This is a genomic window from Ancylobacter sp. TW_SC_1 (assembly GCF_056836805.1).
In genome coordinates, this window is the sequence record NZ_CM166365.1 from 1 (window position 1) to 15,497 (window position 15,497).

Consider the following 15,497-nt stretch of genomic DNA (forward strand, 5'->3'; position numbering starts at 1 on the left):
GAGCCGCGGTCCGTGTGGTGGATACAGCCGGGCGGCGGTTCCCGCTTTTCAATGGCTGTGCGCAGGGCGGCCAACCACCGCGTTTCCCGGGGGGGATCGGCATCAAGGTTGCGCTTCCGGAAGGCGTTACGGTTGATCGTGAGAACTGGATGATGGCATTCTTGACAGCACTCGAGAACGACCGTTCGGCATCATGAGCGTCTGGCTCATTGTGTCTATTTATCCCGGACCAGAAGCACCGAGAGAGTAAAACCGGCCGAATGCATATCTGCATAGCCACTCATGAACTCGAAATAGTAGAACATTCTCGGTAAGGCTTCCGTCGATGTCCAGAAATTTGCACCTTCTCCGAAATCAGAGTTGCTGATGCCCGGGAATGCCGCGCTATCGATTTTGGGTCCCTCACATGTATCGAAAAGCAAGGTCTCAAGCTCACCGGCAGTCGGGACCCGCCACCCCTCACCGGCATTTTCTGCTGCTTTGCGGGCAGCCTGCTGATCCAGCCCTTCAGGTTCGCCTATGCAACGGCTTGCGTCTGCATTCCAGTCCATGCCAACTGCGCATCTCTTCCAGACGAGGTTCGACTTTCGATCGGTGACGAATTCCCCTCTCGCAACAAAATTGTCATTAGCCTTTTGAATGCACGCGGCAGAAACCGGAAACGTGAGGGCGATGATGAACAGTCCCGTGAGGAAGGAAGAACGACGCATGGCAAAGCCTGAGTAGATTCGGAGGCGAACTCCTTTTGACACAAAACTCGTCTTTTTTGTGAAGCGTAAGCACATAGGCCTCCTCAGAGCCTTTTTGGAAATTTATGGATGTGGCCTGCCCCCTGAAAAGTGGTCCTCCATGAAGTAGGCTTTCGGGTCTTTGGAGGATGGCGCCATGGCGCAGAAGAAGCACAAACCGGAAGAGATCGTCGCGAAGCTTCGGCAGGTCGACGTTCTGGTGTCGCAGGGGCGCCCCGTTGCCGAAGCGATCCGGGCGATCGGGGTGACGGCGTTCACGTATTACCGCTGGCGCAAGGAGTTTGGCGGGCTGAAGAGCGACCAGGTCAAGCGGCTGAAGGACCTCGAGAAGGAGAACGAGCGGCTGCGCAAGGCGGTCTCGGATCTGACGCTCGAGAAGCTGATCCTGAAGGAAGCTGCGGCGGGAAACTTCTGAGCCCCGCCCGGCGCCGTCGCTGCGTCGAACACGTCGTGAGCAAGCTCGGCGTGTCGGAACGGCTGGCCTGCCGGGTTCTGGGGCAACATCGATCGACCCAACGCAAGGTGCCGGTGGGCCGTGCCGACGAGGCGGCCCTGACCGCGGACATCGTCGAACTCGCCACCCGGTACGGACGCTATGGCTATCGCCGGATCACGGCCTTGCTACACGCCGCCGGGTGGGCGGCGAACGTCAAGCGGGTGGAGCGGATCTGGCGGCGGGAGGGGCTCAAGGTACCGACCAAGCAGCCGAAGAAAGGCCGGCTCTGGCTCAATGACGCGTCCTGCGTGCGGCTGCGGCCGGAATATCCCAACCACGTCTGGTCCTACGACTTCGTCGAGGATCGCACTCACAATGGCCGAAAGTTCCGCACGCTCGCGACAAACGCTGCGCGTTTGCGCTGGCGTGATCGACGAATATACCCGGGAATGCCTGGCGATCCGCATCGACCGGAAGCTCAACTCGACCGCCGTCATCGACGTCTTGACGGACCTGTTCGTGCTGCGGGGCGTGCCGGGGCATGTTCGTTCAGACAATGGCCCGGAGTTCATCGCCACGGCCGTCCGGGACTGGATCGCCGCTGTCGGGGCCAGGACGGCCTTCATCGAGCCGGGCTCGCCGTGGGAGAATGGCTATTGCGAGAGCTTCAACTCCAAGCTCCGCGACGAACTCCTCGATGGCGAGATTTTCTACAGCCTTGCAGAGGCCAGGATCGTCATCGAGAGTTGGCGGCAGCATTACAACACTGAGCGGCCTCATTCCTCGCTCGGCTATAAACCACCGGCGCCGGCCGTCATCGTGCCGCCACCGGCAACATCAAACCCGGCACAAAGGCCGACAATGCATTAGGGGCAAACTGGACCACTCAATCGGGGCAGGCCATTGACATTGCGGCGCTACATCGATGGGCCATCGGGCGTTGAAGGTGGCCGTTGACCCCGGTCGATGCCGGCCCGTGCGGCGGCGGCCTCCACCTCCGGCCGAAGATGCTCGAAGCCGAAGACGTGGCACAGGTGGAGAACGGCCCGCTCGAAGGAGCCGAGGATCAGGGCCACAAGGTCGAGCGCGCCGCGCCCGGCCTTGATGGCGGCTTCCCTGCCGCTCCTGAACTCCCATTTGCCGGCGTCGCCGAGTTTGACGCCCATGCCCGCAGCGCCGCGCCAGAGACCTCCCGGATGCGCGGTGAAATCCAGCGATTCGAGCACATCCCGCAGATCAAGCGGCCTCCGGCTCGCGTCGATCTGCTTCAGTCGCTCGATTGCGCGTCGGCCGGCGGCAAGCTCGGCGGCGCGGGCCTTCTCGGCCACCTCGACCTCCTGCCGGCGGCGGAGCCGGATCCCGTGGCTCCGCTCCGCTTCAGTCGCCACCCTGATCCGCTCCTCCACCTCCCGCTCGCGCAGGTCGAGATAGCGCTGCCGTGCCACTGTGCCGGCCTGCATTGCCTCCCATTTATCGGCGATCACGGCGCTCTGTTCAGCCGCCCACGCTTCCGGCGTGGCCGATGACAACGGGAGGAACACACGTGGGGGAACCTCCACCACGGGCGGATCCGGGAACGGTGTATGGGCGAGCGCGGCCTGCTTCGCTTCGGTCTCGGCCAGCGCCGCTCGCGACGCCTCTACCTTCGACTGGATCTCGCTCAACGACGCCTCAGCGGCCTCCAGATCGACGCGCGCCGCGTCCACGCGGCGGTCATAGGTCTCCACGCGCTTGCGTGCGGCATCCGATTTGGCGACATCATCAGCCAGCGTCTCGGCCTTGTATCGGGCTTCCCTCGCCAGGCGCTCATTCTTGGCCAGCTTGTCGCGGGAGGCCTCGATCCGCTGGTTCAGGGCTTCCAGCTCCGCCGGAAGGTCCTGGTGAAGCTGGCGCACGGAGCGGTTCACCACCTCGGACGGCTTCGCGCCGGCGGCCAGGCGATCGGCCTTCCGGTGCCCGCGCTCGATCCGGGGCTCGTGACGCTGGGCGACAGTAGCGGCGATGTCCTGAAGCTGGTTCAGCACGGCCTTAGTCGCGACCTTGGAAACCGGGCCGCCGGCCCGGGTGATCGCGGCGAGCTGGTAGTGGGCATGGATGGCGGATTCGTCGAGATGGACAACGAGGCCATGCAGCGTGGTGCCGAGGCGCTCGGCGATGGCTTCGGCGACGTCGCGGAACAGGCCATCCTGGCGCTCCGCCGGCAGCGCCTCGACCCAGCCCTGCGCCTGCTTGCCGAAGGTGATGATGCCGGCGACCGACACGGCCGCGCTGTCGCTGACCCTTCGTTGCCGGACCTGACCCGAGGCTTCGCGACGCTGATCGCAGATCAGCCGCAGCTCTCCTCCGGTGAGATCCGCGACGAGCACGCGGTTGCGAACCGTCCGGTCGGCATCGACATAGCCGGGCTGGCGGCCGAGCCGCAGATCGTGGTTGCGCTGGTTGTTGGTGGCGACCCGGTGCTTGCTCCTGATCCGGGTGGAGATGGCGCGTGGATTGGCGAGGGCCGCGGGGCGCAGGTGCGACATCTACATAACCTACTAGCCGCAACCAAGGTTGCGACGTAGGCGAAGGGGACCAGAGCCCCCTTTCGAAACCCCCGAAGGGCAGCAGTCCCGCACCGTGTTCGACGCGCCGCAGGCCGTCGATCTGACTGTCGGGACGCCCCGCGTCCCGACGCCCTCCGCGCCGCCGGCGCGCGCAGGGGCTGTCACCCGGCAGGGCCGAAGCGCAGCGAAGGACGGCGCAGCCGTTGACCGCCACGAGCACGCCGGCATCTCGGGCAGAAGGGACGATGGGCCTGCTCGTAAGCAAGTGCGACACCGCAGGTTGATCATCCTAGACTGCCTTTCGGTCATGAAGGTTCGAACGGAGCAGCGCCATGGTCATGGGCCAGATCGAGAATTGGCCCCGCTGGGCGCGCTGGGTCAGGCTCCGCAGATAGCCGTTGGCATTGCTGATCTTGTCACCCCGCTCGTAGATGGCCGCGAGCGTGATGGCAGCGTGCTGCTCGCCCAGAACCTTTCGAGCGTCGTTCCAGGCGCTTGGGCAAATTCCCAGCATCCGCCTAACCAGCTGCGTTGTGGCGACGAACTCCCGCCAGTGCCGGATCTGCCCCCCAGATGCCAGCTCCCGCACCGCCGGGCAGGCAGCGAGGACGATGCCGAGAGACAGTTTACGTGGCGAAGGACCGTCCGGGCACTCTGGCCGCTCGCCGTCGCCCGCCGTTCTCGCTGGCTGCTCGGCTGCTTCAATTTCCATTGGGTGGTCTGGTTTTGAATTCTGTATGTGCCCGCCAGATTGGCGTGCATTGGCGCCCGGAATCGATGAATTAGCGAATGATTCCAATGCTTCACGGATTCCGCTCAAGAGCTGGGCCAGGTCGACTGATATCGCCTCGATGAGCTGGCGCGGCGCGGAGCGCGGAAGCCGCGCGATGATCTCCTGATAGCTCCGCTCCGCCCGCGTCCAGTTGCCGGGAATGCCCTCGTGGACACCGACGTCGATCATCTTGACGATGTCGCGGCGAAGCAGCGTGAGACGCTCCCTGGCGACCCGGAAGGCCTTTTTCTCGGCGTGGACGGCTTCGGCGAGATCACGAAACTCCTGGGCGCGGGCGACCAGCGGGGCGAGATCGAAGCCATAGGCCTGCTCGATCTCGCCGCTGCGGCCTCTCCGGGCGAAGCGCTTGCCGTTGGGGCTGTCGCGGCGGATGATCAGGCCGCAATCCACGAGCACGCCAATATGCCGGCGCAATGTGGTCGGCGACATGCCGTTCGCGCGAGCCGCCAGTTGCTCGTTGGATGGCCAGACAATGGCTGCCGTGTCGCCGCCGAGAGCCGTCTCCGGATGGAAACTGAGCAGGGCGTTCAGCACCGAGAGGGATCGCTCGGTGGCGCCGATCAGCTCGCGGGCCTCGCGGATATCGCGGAAGACCTGCCACTTGTGGACGACCGCGTCCCGCTGGATCGCCCTCGCCGCCATCCGGCTCGCGAGCAGGCGAAGCGTCATCGGCTGCCGCCCGAATGGCGTTATTGTTCGCTCCGGAGACCTGTGATAATTTTCGTATTGGCTGTCTTTCGCAGGATCGCCGTTACGGATTGCCCCGCCAGCGTTGCCGCGCTTGGCGGGGTTTCCTTTTTGGGGGTCAGGCGGTTCCACCCTAATTCGTGCGCGCACGCCAGAACGGCCCGAGAACGAACTCCCCGGATTTTCTCCCAGCCCCGACGCAACAAACACGGTTTGTTCCGCTCCGATGCGTGGGGGAGCAGGGACGTGCTTCGCGCTTAAGTGCTGATTTTCCTTGGGAAAACTGGTGCTGCGAGAGAGGATTGAACTCTCGACCTCTCCCTTACCAAGGGAGTGCTCTACCACTGAGCTACCGCAGCGCCGGATCGTCGGCTGGCTGGCCGTCGAAGCGCGGCGACGTTTGCCACAGCGCGCCGGCCGGCGCAAGCGTCGGGCGCGCAATTCCCCGACAGGCTGTGCATGCCGCCTCGTCGCGGCGGCGCCGGGAGGGCGAAATCCCGCCTTCCCCGGGCACGGCCCTTCCGCTCCTGCGGCGGCGGCATTATGGCTGGAGGACGTGATGACGCCGGCCTGCCGGCATGATCGGGAGACAGCGGGATGAGCGGCCCCGACGATGACGCGCGCGCCGAACGCCTGGCGGCGGCGCTGCGGGAGAACCTCAAGCGGCGCAAGCAGCAGGCGCGCGGCCGGCAGGAGCCCGCGCCCTCGCCGGGCTCCTCCGGCGAAGCGCCGGCCGACGCCTCGCCCCACGCGCCGCAGGCCGATGCCGGCCGGCGCGGCGGCGAGGGCTGAGGCGCCCCGCGTTGTGGCGCCGGGCGACACGCGCTAGACCATTAGGCAACCAAGGGCGGGGGACGCCACGAATCGGCCCCATCGTCCGTTCATGCCGCTGCGGGAAGACGCCGGGCACGGCTCCGATATCCGGGTACCGGATCGGTGGCGTGCCGTCTGCCTCGGGCTGGAAGGAGTACTGAACCTCATGGACCGCATCCGCATCGTCGGCGGCAACCCGCTCAACGGGACGATTCCGATCTCCGGCGCCAAGAACGCCGCCCTGCCGCTGATGATCGCGGGCCTGCTTACCGACGAGAAGCTGGTGCTGGAGAATGTGCCGCGCCTGGCGGACGTGTCGCAGCTCCAGCGCATCCTCGGCAATCACGGCATCGACATCACCGTGGCCGGCAAGCGGCGCGGCGACGATGCCTATGCCGGCCAGACGCTGGAGATCGACGCCCGGGTGATCGTCGACACCACGGCGCCCTATGAGCTGGTCTCCAAGATGCGCGCGAGCTTCTGGGTCATCGCCCCGCTGCTGGCGCGCATGGGCGAGGCCAAGGTCTCGCTGCCGGGCGGCTGCGCCATCGGCACCCGGCCGGTGGATTTCCATCTCGACGCGCTGCGCGCGCTCGGCGCCGATATCGAGATCGACGCAGGCTATGTGATCGCCCGCGCCCCCAAGGGGCTGAAGGGCGCGCGCATCGTCTTCCCGAAGGTCTCGGTCGGCGCCACCCACACGGCGCTGATGGCGGCGAGCCTCGCCCAGGGCGAGACGATCATCGAGAACGCGGCGCGCGAGCCGGAGATCGTCGACGTCGCCGACTGCATCAACGCCATGGGCGGGCGCGTCGAGGGGCAGGGCAGCTCGACCATCCGCGTCGTCGGCGTGCCGCGCCTCAAGGGTGCGCGCCACTGCGTGCTGCCGGACCGCATCGAGACCGGTACCTATGCGATGGCGGTGGCCATGACCGGCGGCGACGTGCTGCTCTCGGGCGCGCGGGCCGGTCTGCTCGACGCGGCGCTCGACACGCTGCGCGAGGCCGGCGCCGAGATCACCGTTTCCAACGAGGGCCTGCGCGTGACGCGCAACGGCGCCGGCATCTCGCCGGTCGAGGTGACGACGGCGCCGTTCCCGGGCTTCCCGACCGACCTGCAGGCCCAGCTCATGGCGCTCACCACCCGGGCGCGCGGCACCTCGCACATCACCGAGACCATCTTCGAGAACCGCTTCATGCATGTGCAGGAGCTGGCCCGTCTCGGCGCGCGCATCCAGCTCGACGGCGAGACCGCGACCATCGAGGGCGTGGAGAGGCTCAAGGGCGCGCCGGTGATGGCCACCGATCTGCGCGCCTCGGTGTCGCTGGTGATCGGCGCGCTCGCCGCCGAGGGCGAGAGCATGATCCACCGCGTCTACCATCTCGATCGCGGCTTCGAGCGGCTGGAGGAGAAGCTCTCCGCCTGCGGCGCCGAGATCGAGCGCCTGGCCGGCTGAGCGCGCATATACGTGCTGTCACGGTGCCCCTTGCCGTGCACGCCTTGCAGCGCCATCTGGGCGTCACATGACGTTGCGGAGATGAGAACATGGCCGGGCTCAAGCTGATTGCGCTGGACGGCGAGGATCTGGCGGTCCTGTCGGTGCATTTGCAGGACGCGGTGGTCGCGGTGGGCGACATGGCCTTCCTGCCGAAGGAGCGCCGTTTCGTGCTCCTCGCCAACCGTTTCGACTGGGAGAAGGCCATCCAGGCCGAGGCGATGGCCGATGCCGACATGCCGGTCGGCGCGGCGGCCGCGGCGGCGGGCCCCTGCGTGCGCCGTCGCGCGGGGCTGCGCTTCGAGCGCGTGACGGCGGCGCGGGTGCGCGGCATCGACCTCAGGAAGAAGCAGGGCCTGCTCAACCTGCTGGCGCTGAAGTTCGAGGAAAGCGACGCGCCGTCCGGCACCGTCACCTTCCTGTTCTCCGGTGGCGGCGAGGTGCAGCTCGATGTCGAATGCATGGAGGCCGGGCTCGAGGATCTGGGACTCGCCTGGGACGCCAAGGGCACGCCCTGCCACGATGCCGGCTGACGGCGCGCCGCGCGGCCGGAGACGGCGCATGCGCCGTCAAGACCCTTGTGTTCGGCGAGCCCGGTTGCGATAGGACAGGCTGAACGACACCGCCGCCGTGGCGCGATCCGTCGCGCACGGCCGCACCCTTGCCCGCAAGCCTGCCCGCAGGACCCGACATGCCGCTCCGCCTCGATACACGCTCTTCCGACTTCGCCGAGCGCTTCCGCGCCTTTCTCGGCACCAAGCGCGAGGTTTCCGAGGATGTGGCGCAGGCGGTGGCCCGCATCGTCGAGGATGTGCGCCTGCGCGGCGACGCGGCGCTGATCGAGCTTTCCCGCAAATTCGACCGCGTCGACCTCGGCGTGCTGGGCATTCGCGTCACCGAGGCGGAGATCGACGCGGCGACGAAGGCCGCGGACCCGGCGACGCAGGAGGCGCTCGCCTTCGCCCATCAGCGCATCCGCTCGCATCACCAGCGCCAGCTGCCGGTGAGCGGGCGTTATGTCGATGCCGCCGGCGTCGAGTTGGGCCATCGCTGGACCCCGGTCGACGCGGTCGGCCTCTACGTGCCGGGCGGCACGGCGGCCTATCCCTCCTCGGTGCTGATGAACGCCGTGCCGGCCAAGGTGGCGGGGGTGAAGCGCCTCGCCATGGTGGTGCCCGCGCCCGACGGGCAGATCAATCCGCTGGTGCTCGCCGCCGCCCGGCTGGCCGGCGTCGACGAGGTGTACCGCGTCGGCGGCGCGCAGGCCGTCGCCGCGCTGGCCCATGGCACGCAGACCATCGCGCCGGTCGCCAAGATCGTCGGTCCCGGCAACGCCTATGTCGCCGCCGCCAAGCGCCACGTCTTCGGCACGGTGGGCATCGACATGGTGGCCGGTCCCTCCGAGGTGCTGGTGATCGCCGATGGCGAGCAGAACCCGGACTGGATCGCCGCCGACCTGCTCGCCCAGGCCGAGCACGACACCGCCGCCCAGTCGATCCTGATGACCGACGATTTCGCGCTGGCCGAGGCCGTCATCGCCGCGGTGGAGCGCCAGCTCGCCACCCTGCCGCGCCGGGACATCGCCGCGAAGAGCTGGGACGAGTTCGGCGCGGTGATCCTTCTCGCCAGCCTCGACGAGGCGCCGGCGCTCGCCGACCGCATCGCCCCGGAACATCTGGAGATCATGGCAGCGGATGCCGAGGCGCTGGCCGAGCGCGTCCACCATGCCGGCGCGATTTTCCTCGGGGCCTACACGCCGGAAGCGATCGGCGACTATGTCGGCGGCTCCAACCATGTGCTGCCGACGGCACGCTCGGCGCGCTTCTCCTCGGGCCTCGGCGTGCTCGACTTCATGAAGCGCACCTCGATCCTGAAATGCGGGCCGGAGCAGCTTCGCGCGCTCGGCCCGGCGGCGATCGCGCTGGGCGAGGCGGAAGGGCTCGGCGCCCATGCCCGTTCGGTGGCGATCCGCCTGAACCTCTGACGGGCGTGCCATGGCGCAAGGCGAGGACCCGCACGCTGCGACCCGCCGGCTGGCGGCGGTGACGCTGGACACCGCCTCCATCGGCCGCTCCAGCAGCGACGTGGAGCATGAGCGCGCCGTCGCCATCTACGACCTGATCGAAGAGAACAGCTTCGCCCCGCTGGGCGATGTCGAGCCCGGCCCCTATTGCCTCGCCATTTCGCTGAGCGAGGGTCGCCTCGTGCTCGACGTCACCCGCACGGATGGCGCGCCGGTGGTGCAGCACAATCTCTCGCTGAGCCCGCTGCGGCGCGTGGTGCGCGACTATTTCCTCGTCTGCGAGAGCTATTATTCGGCGATCCGCACCGTCAGCCCGTCGCAGATCGAAGCCATCGACATGGGCCGGCGCGGCCTGCACAACGAGGGTTCCGAGGTGCTGCGCGAGCGGCTGAAGGACAAGGTCGCCCTCGATTTCGGCACGGCCCGGCGGCTCTTCACGCTGGTCTGCGCCCTGCACTGGAAAGGCTGAGCGTGTCCGCGCCTGGTGCCGAGCTGGGTGTCGGGGCGGGGCCGGCGGCGTCGCGCAAGCAGCGGCCGCAGGCGGTGCTGTTCATGTGCGGGCAGAACAGCGTGCGCTCGCCCATGGCGGCGGTGCTCGCACGGCACCTGTTCGGCCGCTCGCTCTATGTCGGTTCGGCCGGGGTGATGAAGGGCGAGGTCGATCCCTTCGTCACCGCCGCGATCGACGAGATCGGCCTCGACCTGCACCGCCACCGGCCGCAGACGCTGGAGGAGCTGGAGGAGAATGAGGGCCTCGCCTTCGATCTCGTCGTCACCCTCTCGCCCGACGCCCATCACCGTGCCCTCGAGCTGACCCGCACCAACGCCATCGATGTCGAGTACTGGCCGACGCCCGACCCGACGCTGTCGAGCGGCAATCGCGAGCAGCGCATGGACGCCTACCGCGCGGTGCGCGACGAACTGGAAAGTCGCATCCGCATGCGCTTCCGCCCCCGTTGAGCGACATCACCGACATGATAAGACCGTTCTGTTTTCCCCCGACATGCTCTAGCGTGCCGGCCGATCGGACCGCCGGGCCTGCCGGCGGAAAAGGAGTTGATGCGTGAGCGCCCGCCCGAAACTGGTGCTGGCCTCGGGATCGCCGCGCCGGCTGGCGCTGCTCGCCCAGGCCGGAATCGAACCCGATGCCCTGCTGCCGGCCGATATCGACGAGACGCCGGAGCGCGGCGAGCTGCCGCGCCGTCTGGCGCTGCGCCTGGCGCAGCAGAAGCTCGCCGCGGCCGACACCCGTCGCCGCGCCGCCGGCGAGCACGAGGGCGCCTATCTGCTGGCGGCCGACACCGTGGTGGCGGTGGGCCGGCGCATATTGCCCAAGCCCGACCTCGCCGAAGAGGCGGCCGATTGCCTGCGCCTGCTCTCGGGCCGCGCGCACCGCGTCTATACCGGCCTCGCGCTGATGACGCCGAAGGGCGGCGTGCGCACACGTCTCGTCGAGACGCGGGTGCGCTTCAAGCGGCTCTCGCGCGAGGAGATGGACGCCTACATCGCCGCGCGCGAATGGGAGGGCAAGGCCGGTGGCTACGCCATTCAGGGCCTTGCGGGCGTGTTCGTGGTGAAGCTGGTCGGCTCCTACACCAATGTGGTGGGGCTGCCGCTGGCCGAAACCGTGGCCCTGCTCGGTGGCGAGCGTTTCCCGGTCTATCAGCGCTGGGGCAACCCGGAATGAGCGCGGGGGATCGTTCATGAGCGCCGACACGCCATCCGGCGGCGCGGCGGCGCGGCCCTGCCCGATCTGCGGCAAGCCCATGGTCGAGAAGTACAGGCCGTTCTGCTCCGGCCGCTGCGCCGATGTCGACCTGCACCGCTGGCTCACCGGTGCTTATGCCATCCCGGTGACGGAGAATGACGACGAGGACGGCGAGGAGCCCTCGCTCGCCCCGAAACCGCCGGGCGAGCGCTGAGCGCCGTGCGTCGTCCCTGCAGCGCGGGGCGGCCCCGTCCCCACAATGTATGCGGCTGTGCCGACATGACAGGGGAGTAGCGGAGGCCGCGCCTGCGCGCCGTCACCCGCGGCGACCGTGCGACCGCCGCATCAAGGGTCGACAGGCCGCGTCGCCCTGCATCGGCGGCGCCGCCTTCGTCGCTCGCTCACGTCGTGGAAATGTCCGGAGAATCTCCTTCCGGCGCGCGAGCTTCCACCGGCGCGGCGCGGCGCGGTGCGGCCGGGCGTGGCTGGGGAAAGGCGGAATTTCCCTTTCCCGGCATATGGACAGGGCGCGGCCGAAACTCTATAACCCGCCCGCTCCGCACGGCCCCGCGCCGTTGCCGGCTACGCCCAGGTAGCTCAGTTGGTAGAGCATGCGACTGAAAATCGCAGTGTCGGCGGTTCGACTCCGTCCCTGGGCACCACTACTCTTAGCCGGACGTATCCGGAAGCACGCTAAACTACTATAATCAAAGAATTTTTGGCGATCGTCGCATTTGCGCGTATCGTCGGGCCTGTTGGCATTTTGGAACGTTTGTTGGCATCCTTCGGTACCAACTCCCAGACCGGGTACCAACAAAATGCCCCTGTCAGACGCTGCAGTCCGCAATGCCAAGCCGAGCGCGAAGCCGCGCAAGCTCTCCGATGGGGGAGGATTGCACCTCCTCGTCACGCCAACCGGCAGTCGCCACTGGCGCCTTCAGTATCGCTTCGAAGGCAGGCAGAAGATGGTGACCTTCGGATCCTATCCCGTCGTCTCCCTTACCGAGGCCAGGGAGAGGCGGGACGCAGCCAAAAGATTGCTGGCAGCGGGACAGGACCCAAGGGTTGAGGCTCGACTGACGAAGCTCACCAAAAGCATCGTTGACGCGAACACCTTCAACATGGTCGCGGACGAATATCTCGCCAAAATGGCTCGAGAGCGTCGAGCCGACGCGACGATCGAGAAGACGCGCTGGCTCCTCGATCTGGCACGCGTCGACATTGGTGAGCGGCCAATTGCCGACATAAAGCCTGTTGAGGTCTTGGCTGTGCTGCGCAAAGTCGAGCTGCGCGGCCGTTATGAAACAGCACGTAGGCTCCGCGGCACGATGGGTACGGTGTTTCGCTATGCCATCGCTACCGTGAGGGCTGAACACGATCCTACCTATGCCCTGCGCGGAGCTCTCACGACCCCCACGGTCAAGCCGAGAGCTGCCATTACGGACGCGAAGGCGTTTGGAGGACTGCTTCGGGCCATCGATGGTTTCGATGGCCAGCCCGTCACGCTCGCGGCCCTTAGATTAATGGCCCTGCTTTTCCCCCGTCCCGGTGAGCTCCGACTGGCGGAATGGCGCGAGTTCAACCTTGAGAAGGCTGAATGGGTTCTGCCCGCCAGCCGCACCAAAATGCGCCGGCCGCACCGGTCACCGCTGCCTACTCAGGCCATTGCGATTCTGCGTGATCTTCGTCAGTTCACGGGAACTCGCGAGCTCGCACTACCGTCAGTTAGCGCGCCGCGTCGACCGATGTCGGAGAACACGCTGAATGCCGCCTTGCGCCGATTGGGCTACGGCAAGGACGAGGTGACGGCCCATGGATTTAGGGCGACCGCTTCCACGCTCCTCAATGAGAGTGGCCTGTGGCATGCCGACGCGATCGAAAGGCAGCTCGGCCATGTGGAGAATAATGATGTACGGCGGGCTTACGCTCGCGGCGAACACTGGGAGGAACGTGTCCGGATGATGCAATGGTGGGCTGATCGCATCGATAAGATGCGATCGGACATCGACAGAAAGGATGGAGCGGCAGTCGACTCCCAGGGAGAGGGCACTTGAGCCTCGTCCATAATGAGCGGACCAAGTTGCTCGCGAATGCGCTTGATCGGGCTTCGACAGCCTCCCTGACGGTTGGCGTATTGGGACCGTCCGCCGCCGCATTATATGGGATTGGCGGAGGAGCATCGATCATCGCTCCCCTGGTAGCGATCGGCAGCCTGTTTTGGTTGGGCGCCGCCGCCGTGCTACATTGGCTTGCGAGGCTCGTTCTTGGGAGACTCAAATGACTGGTCTATGGCTCTACGCTTACGTAGTCCTCCCGCTCATTGTCGTGGCAATGGGCTATGCGGCGGTGCGTCTGACTGACGGCCAGCCTCTTCATCCAGGAGAGTAAGGCAGATTTGGCGAGCTGGCCGGCCCTAGAGCAGTCATTTGAATTTTGCCGCCATCGCCGCGACACCCCGAGTGCACCACTACCCCCTGCAGTCGGCAATCTGCACAGGTAGATTTTTGACTTACCATGTGACTCGTTGGGACCGTGAAATGGTCTGATTGCCGGGCCGCATCTAGCCGAAACAACCCCATAGGAATGACAAAATCCCTGATGATCGGCAGTTTGGGCAACGCGGTATTGCCGCCTGCTCCCTAGCGTGCATCTCTTAGTCGTGGCAAACCACGCATGAACCTGCGATTCATGCGTGGGCATGGCGACTTTTTGAATCCGGAGTGTGTAGTGCTGCTGAGCCTGTTTTGTGGTGCGGGCGGCCTTTGTCCGCCGTCAGCACCAATGGCACAGATTTGAGGTTGTGATTTAAGGAGGGTTGGGGCTTCGTCGTAGTGACGAAGGAACGAAGATGAAGGCCCAACCCTCCTTGAAAAAATCGCCGACAAAGGCCCCTGCTGAGCGTGTTGTGAAGGATATTCGGCGGCAGACGCGTCGCCATTTCTCGGCCGAGGACAAAATCCGCATCGTGCTCGATGGGCTGCGCGGCGAGGACAGCATTGCGGAGCTGTGCCGCAAGGAAGGCATCGCCCAGAGCCTGTACTACACTTGGTCGAAGGAGTTCATGGAAGCGGGGAAGCGCCGCCTGGCCGGCGATACTGCCCGCGCGGCGACCACCGGTGAGGTCCAGGATCTGCGCCGCGAAACCCGTGCTTTGAAGGAATGCGTGGCGGACCTGACGCTGGAAAACCGGTTGCTCAAAAAAAGCATGATTGCGGATGGGGGCGACGACGAATGAGGTATCCCGCATCCGAAAAGCTCGAGATCATCCGGATCGTGGAACAGTCGCACCTGCCCGCCAAACGCACGCTCGACCAGTTGGGCGTCGCCCGTCGGACGTTCTACCGCTGGTATGACCGTTATCTTGAGGGCGGGCCGGAGGCGCTGGAGGATCGGCCATCGGCGCCGAGCCGGGTGTGGAACCGGATCGGCCGCGACATCCAGGATCAGATCGTGGAGATGGCGCTGGAGGCGACCGACCTCAGCCCCCGCGAACTGGCGGTGCGCTTCACCGACGAGAAACGCTACTTCGTGTCAGAATCCGCGGTTTACCGCCTGTTGAAGGCCCAGGATCTGATCACCAGCCCGGCCTATGTCGTGATCAAGGCCGCCGATCAGTTCCACACCAAGACCACCCGGCCGAACGAGATGTGGCAGACTGATTTTACCTACTTCAAGATCATTGGGTGGGGCTGGATGTACCTGTCGACCGTCCTCGATGACTTCTCGCGCTACATCATCGCCTGGAAGCTGTGCACCAACATGCGGGCCGAGGACGTGACCGACACGCTGGACCTGGCTCTGGCGGCTTCCGGCTGCGACAGCGCCACGGTGCTGCACAAGCCCAGGCTGCTCAGCGATAATGGTCCCAGCTACATCGCCGGCGAACTTGCGGAATACATTGAGGCCCGGAAAATGAGCCATGTGCGCGGCGCCCCGATGCATCCCCAGACCCAGGGCAAGATCGAACGCTGGCATCAGACCCTGAAGAACCGCATCCTATTGGAAAACTACTTCCTGCCCGGCGATCTCGAGGCCCAGATCGAGGCCTTCGTCGAACACTACAATCACCAGCGTTACCACGAGAGCCTGAACAATGTGACGCCCGCCGACACCTACTTCGGAAGGGCTCCGGCGGTCATCCAACAGCGTGAAAGGATCAAGCGACAGACCATCGAACATCGGCGCTTGCAGCACCGCAAGCTCGCCGCCTAACATCAACCCCCAGACGAGGCCCGCACTCCGCTAAT

13 protein-coding genes, 2 tRNA genes and 1 pseudogene are annotated in these 15,497 nt (G+C 66.1%); 12 read left to right on the plus strand and 4 right to left on the minus strand.

Going from position 1 to position 15,497, the window contains the following annotated elements; genetic code table 11:
- Positions 1–215: 215 nt before the first annotated feature.
- Entirely contained in the window at positions 216–710 is a 495-nt protein-coding gene (locus AC1PZ7_RS00005) for an Lcl C-terminal domain-containing protein (protein ID WP_482357476.1), read from the minus strand.
- Positions 711–885: 175 nt separating this feature from the next.
- Here AC1PZ7_RS00005 and AC1PZ7_RS00010 point away from each other — a divergent pair.
- Positions 886–2,055 (plus strand): annotated as a pseudogene (locus AC1PZ7_RS00010) (IS3 family transposase).
- 47 nt (positions 2,056–2,102) lie between these two features.
- On the opposite strand, the gene AC1PZ7_RS00015 reads toward AC1PZ7_RS00010, so the two are convergent.
- The 3 genes from AC1PZ7_RS00015 to AC1PZ7_RS00025 all read right to left on the minus strand — a co-directional run bounded on the left by AC1PZ7_RS00015 (position 2,103) and on the right by AC1PZ7_RS00025 (position 5,570).
- Entirely contained in the window at positions 2,103–3,710 is a 1,608-nt protein-coding gene (locus AC1PZ7_RS00015) for a plasmid recombination protein (protein ID WP_482357477.1), read from the minus strand.
- A gap of 310 nt (positions 3,711–4,020) precedes the next feature.
- Complete coding sequence (gene repC / locus AC1PZ7_RS00020; RefSeq protein ID WP_482359712.1) at positions 4,021–5,217, minus strand: plasmid replication protein RepC; 1,197 nt, start codon at positions 5,215–5,217, stop codon at positions 4,021–4,023.
- 278 nt (positions 5,218–5,495) lie between these two features.
- A tRNA-Thr gene (locus tag AC1PZ7_RS00025) sits at positions 5,496–5,570 on the minus strand.
- A 238-nt stretch (positions 5,571–5,808) separates the two neighbouring features.
- Between AC1PZ7_RS00025 and AC1PZ7_RS00030 the strand changes: the two genes are divergently transcribed.
- The 11 genes from AC1PZ7_RS00030 (at position 5,809) to AC1PZ7_RS00080 (ending at position 15,462) form a co-directional block, all read left to right on the plus strand.
- Positions 5,809–6,003: a hypothetical protein gene (locus tag AC1PZ7_RS00030; RefSeq protein WP_482357478.1), complete on the plus strand. Its 195-nt coding sequence runs from the start codon at positions 5,809–5,811 to the stop codon at positions 6,001–6,003.
- Positions 6,004–6,190: 187 nt separating this feature from the next.
- Positions 6,191–7,480 carry a UDP-N-acetylglucosamine 1-carboxyvinyltransferase gene (murA, locus tag AC1PZ7_RS00035; protein WP_482357479.1) on the plus strand — a complete coding sequence of 430 codons (1,290 nt, stop codon included), beginning with the start codon at positions 6,191–6,193 and terminating at the stop codon, positions 7,478–7,480.
- An 89-nt stretch (positions 7,481–7,569) separates the two neighbouring features.
- A complete protein-coding gene (locus tag AC1PZ7_RS00040) occupies positions 7,570–8,052 on the plus strand; it encodes a DUF2948 family protein (protein ID WP_482357480.1) in 483 nt (160 codons plus the stop codon).
- 158 nt (positions 8,053–8,210) lie between these two features.
- Positions 8,211–9,503 (plus strand): histidinol dehydrogenase, encoded by a 1,293-nt coding sequence (gene hisD / locus AC1PZ7_RS00045; protein ID WP_482357481.1) that lies wholly within the window; start codon positions 8,211–8,213, stop codon positions 9,501–9,503.
- Positions 9,504–9,513: 10 nt separating this feature from the next.
- A complete protein-coding gene (locus AC1PZ7_RS00050; RefSeq protein ID WP_482357482.1) occupies positions 9,514–10,011 on the plus strand; it encodes a UPF0262 family protein in 498 nt (165 codons plus the stop codon).
- 83 nt (positions 10,012–10,094) lie between these two features.
- Entirely contained in the window at positions 10,095–10,502 is a 408-nt protein-coding gene (locus tag AC1PZ7_RS00055) for an arsenate-mycothiol transferase ArsC (protein WP_482359713.1), read from the plus strand.
- A 103-nt stretch (positions 10,503–10,605) separates the two neighbouring features.
- On the plus strand, positions 10,606–11,229 hold the full coding sequence (locus AC1PZ7_RS00060) for a Maf-like protein (protein ID WP_482357483.1): 624 nt from the start codon (positions 10,606–10,608) through the stop codon (positions 11,227–11,229).
- 16 nt (positions 11,230–11,245) lie between these two features.
- Entirely contained in the window at positions 11,246–11,464 is a 219-nt protein-coding gene (gene yacG / locus AC1PZ7_RS00065) for a DNA gyrase inhibitor YacG (protein WP_482357484.1), read from the plus strand.
- Positions 11,465–11,836: 372 nt separating this feature from the next.
- Positions 11,837–11,912, plus strand: a tRNA-Phe gene (locus AC1PZ7_RS00070).
- A 156-nt stretch (positions 11,913–12,068) separates the two neighbouring features.
- On the plus strand, positions 12,069–13,304 hold the full coding sequence (locus tag AC1PZ7_RS00075; protein ID WP_482357485.1) for a tyrosine-type recombinase/integrase: 1,236 nt from the start codon (positions 12,069–12,071) through the stop codon (positions 13,302–13,304).
- A 794-nt stretch (positions 13,305–14,098) separates the two neighbouring features.
- Positions 14,099–15,462, plus strand: a protein-coding gene (locus tag AC1PZ7_RS00080; protein WP_482359592.1) for an IS3 family transposase whose coding sequence is annotated in 2 segments (ribosomal slippage) — positions 14,099–14,446 and positions 14,449–15,462 — 1,362 coding nt in all. Because the reading frame shifts where the segments join, the coding sequence is not laid out codon by codon here.
- Positions 15,463–15,497: the final 35 nt, after the last annotated feature.

Excerpts from the sequence above, each read along its gene's own strand:
- AC1PZ7_RS00005 (WP_482357476.1), bottom strand. The coding sequence starts at position 710 with ATGCGTCGTTCTTCCTTCCTCACGGGACTGTTCATCATCGCCCTCACG.
- AC1PZ7_RS00015 (WP_482357477.1), bottom strand. The coding sequence starts at position 3,710 with ATGTCGCACCTGCGCCCCGCGGCCCTCGCCAATCCACGCGCCATCTCC.
- AC1PZ7_RS00030 (WP_482357478.1), top strand. The coding sequence starts at position 5,809 with ATGAGCGGCCCCGACGATGACGCGCGCGCCGAACGCCTGGCGGCGGCG.
- murA (WP_482357479.1), top strand. The coding sequence starts at position 6,191 with ATGGACCGCATCCGCATCGTCGGCGGCAACCCGCTCAACGGGACGATT.
- AC1PZ7_RS00040 (WP_482357480.1), top strand. The coding sequence starts at position 7,570 with ATGGCCGGGCTCAAGCTGATTGCGCTGGACGGCGAGGATCTGGCGGTC.
- hisD (WP_482357481.1), top strand. The coding sequence starts at position 8,211 with ATGCCGCTCCGCCTCGATACACGCTCTTCCGACTTCGCCGAGCGCTTC.
- AC1PZ7_RS00050 (WP_482357482.1), top strand. The coding sequence starts at position 9,514 with ATGGCGCAAGGCGAGGACCCGCACGCTGCGACCCGCCGGCTGGCGGCG.
- AC1PZ7_RS00055 (WP_482359713.1), top strand. The coding sequence starts at position 10,095 with ATGTGCGGGCAGAACAGCGTGCGCTCGCCCATGGCGGCGGTGCTCGCA.
- yacG (WP_482357484.1), top strand. The coding sequence starts at position 11,246 with ATGAGCGCCGACACGCCATCCGGCGGCGCGGCGGCGCGGCCCTGCCCG.
- AC1PZ7_RS00075 (WP_482357485.1), top strand. The coding sequence starts at position 12,069 with ATGCCCCTGTCAGACGCTGCAGTCCGCAATGCCAAGCCGAGCGCGAAG.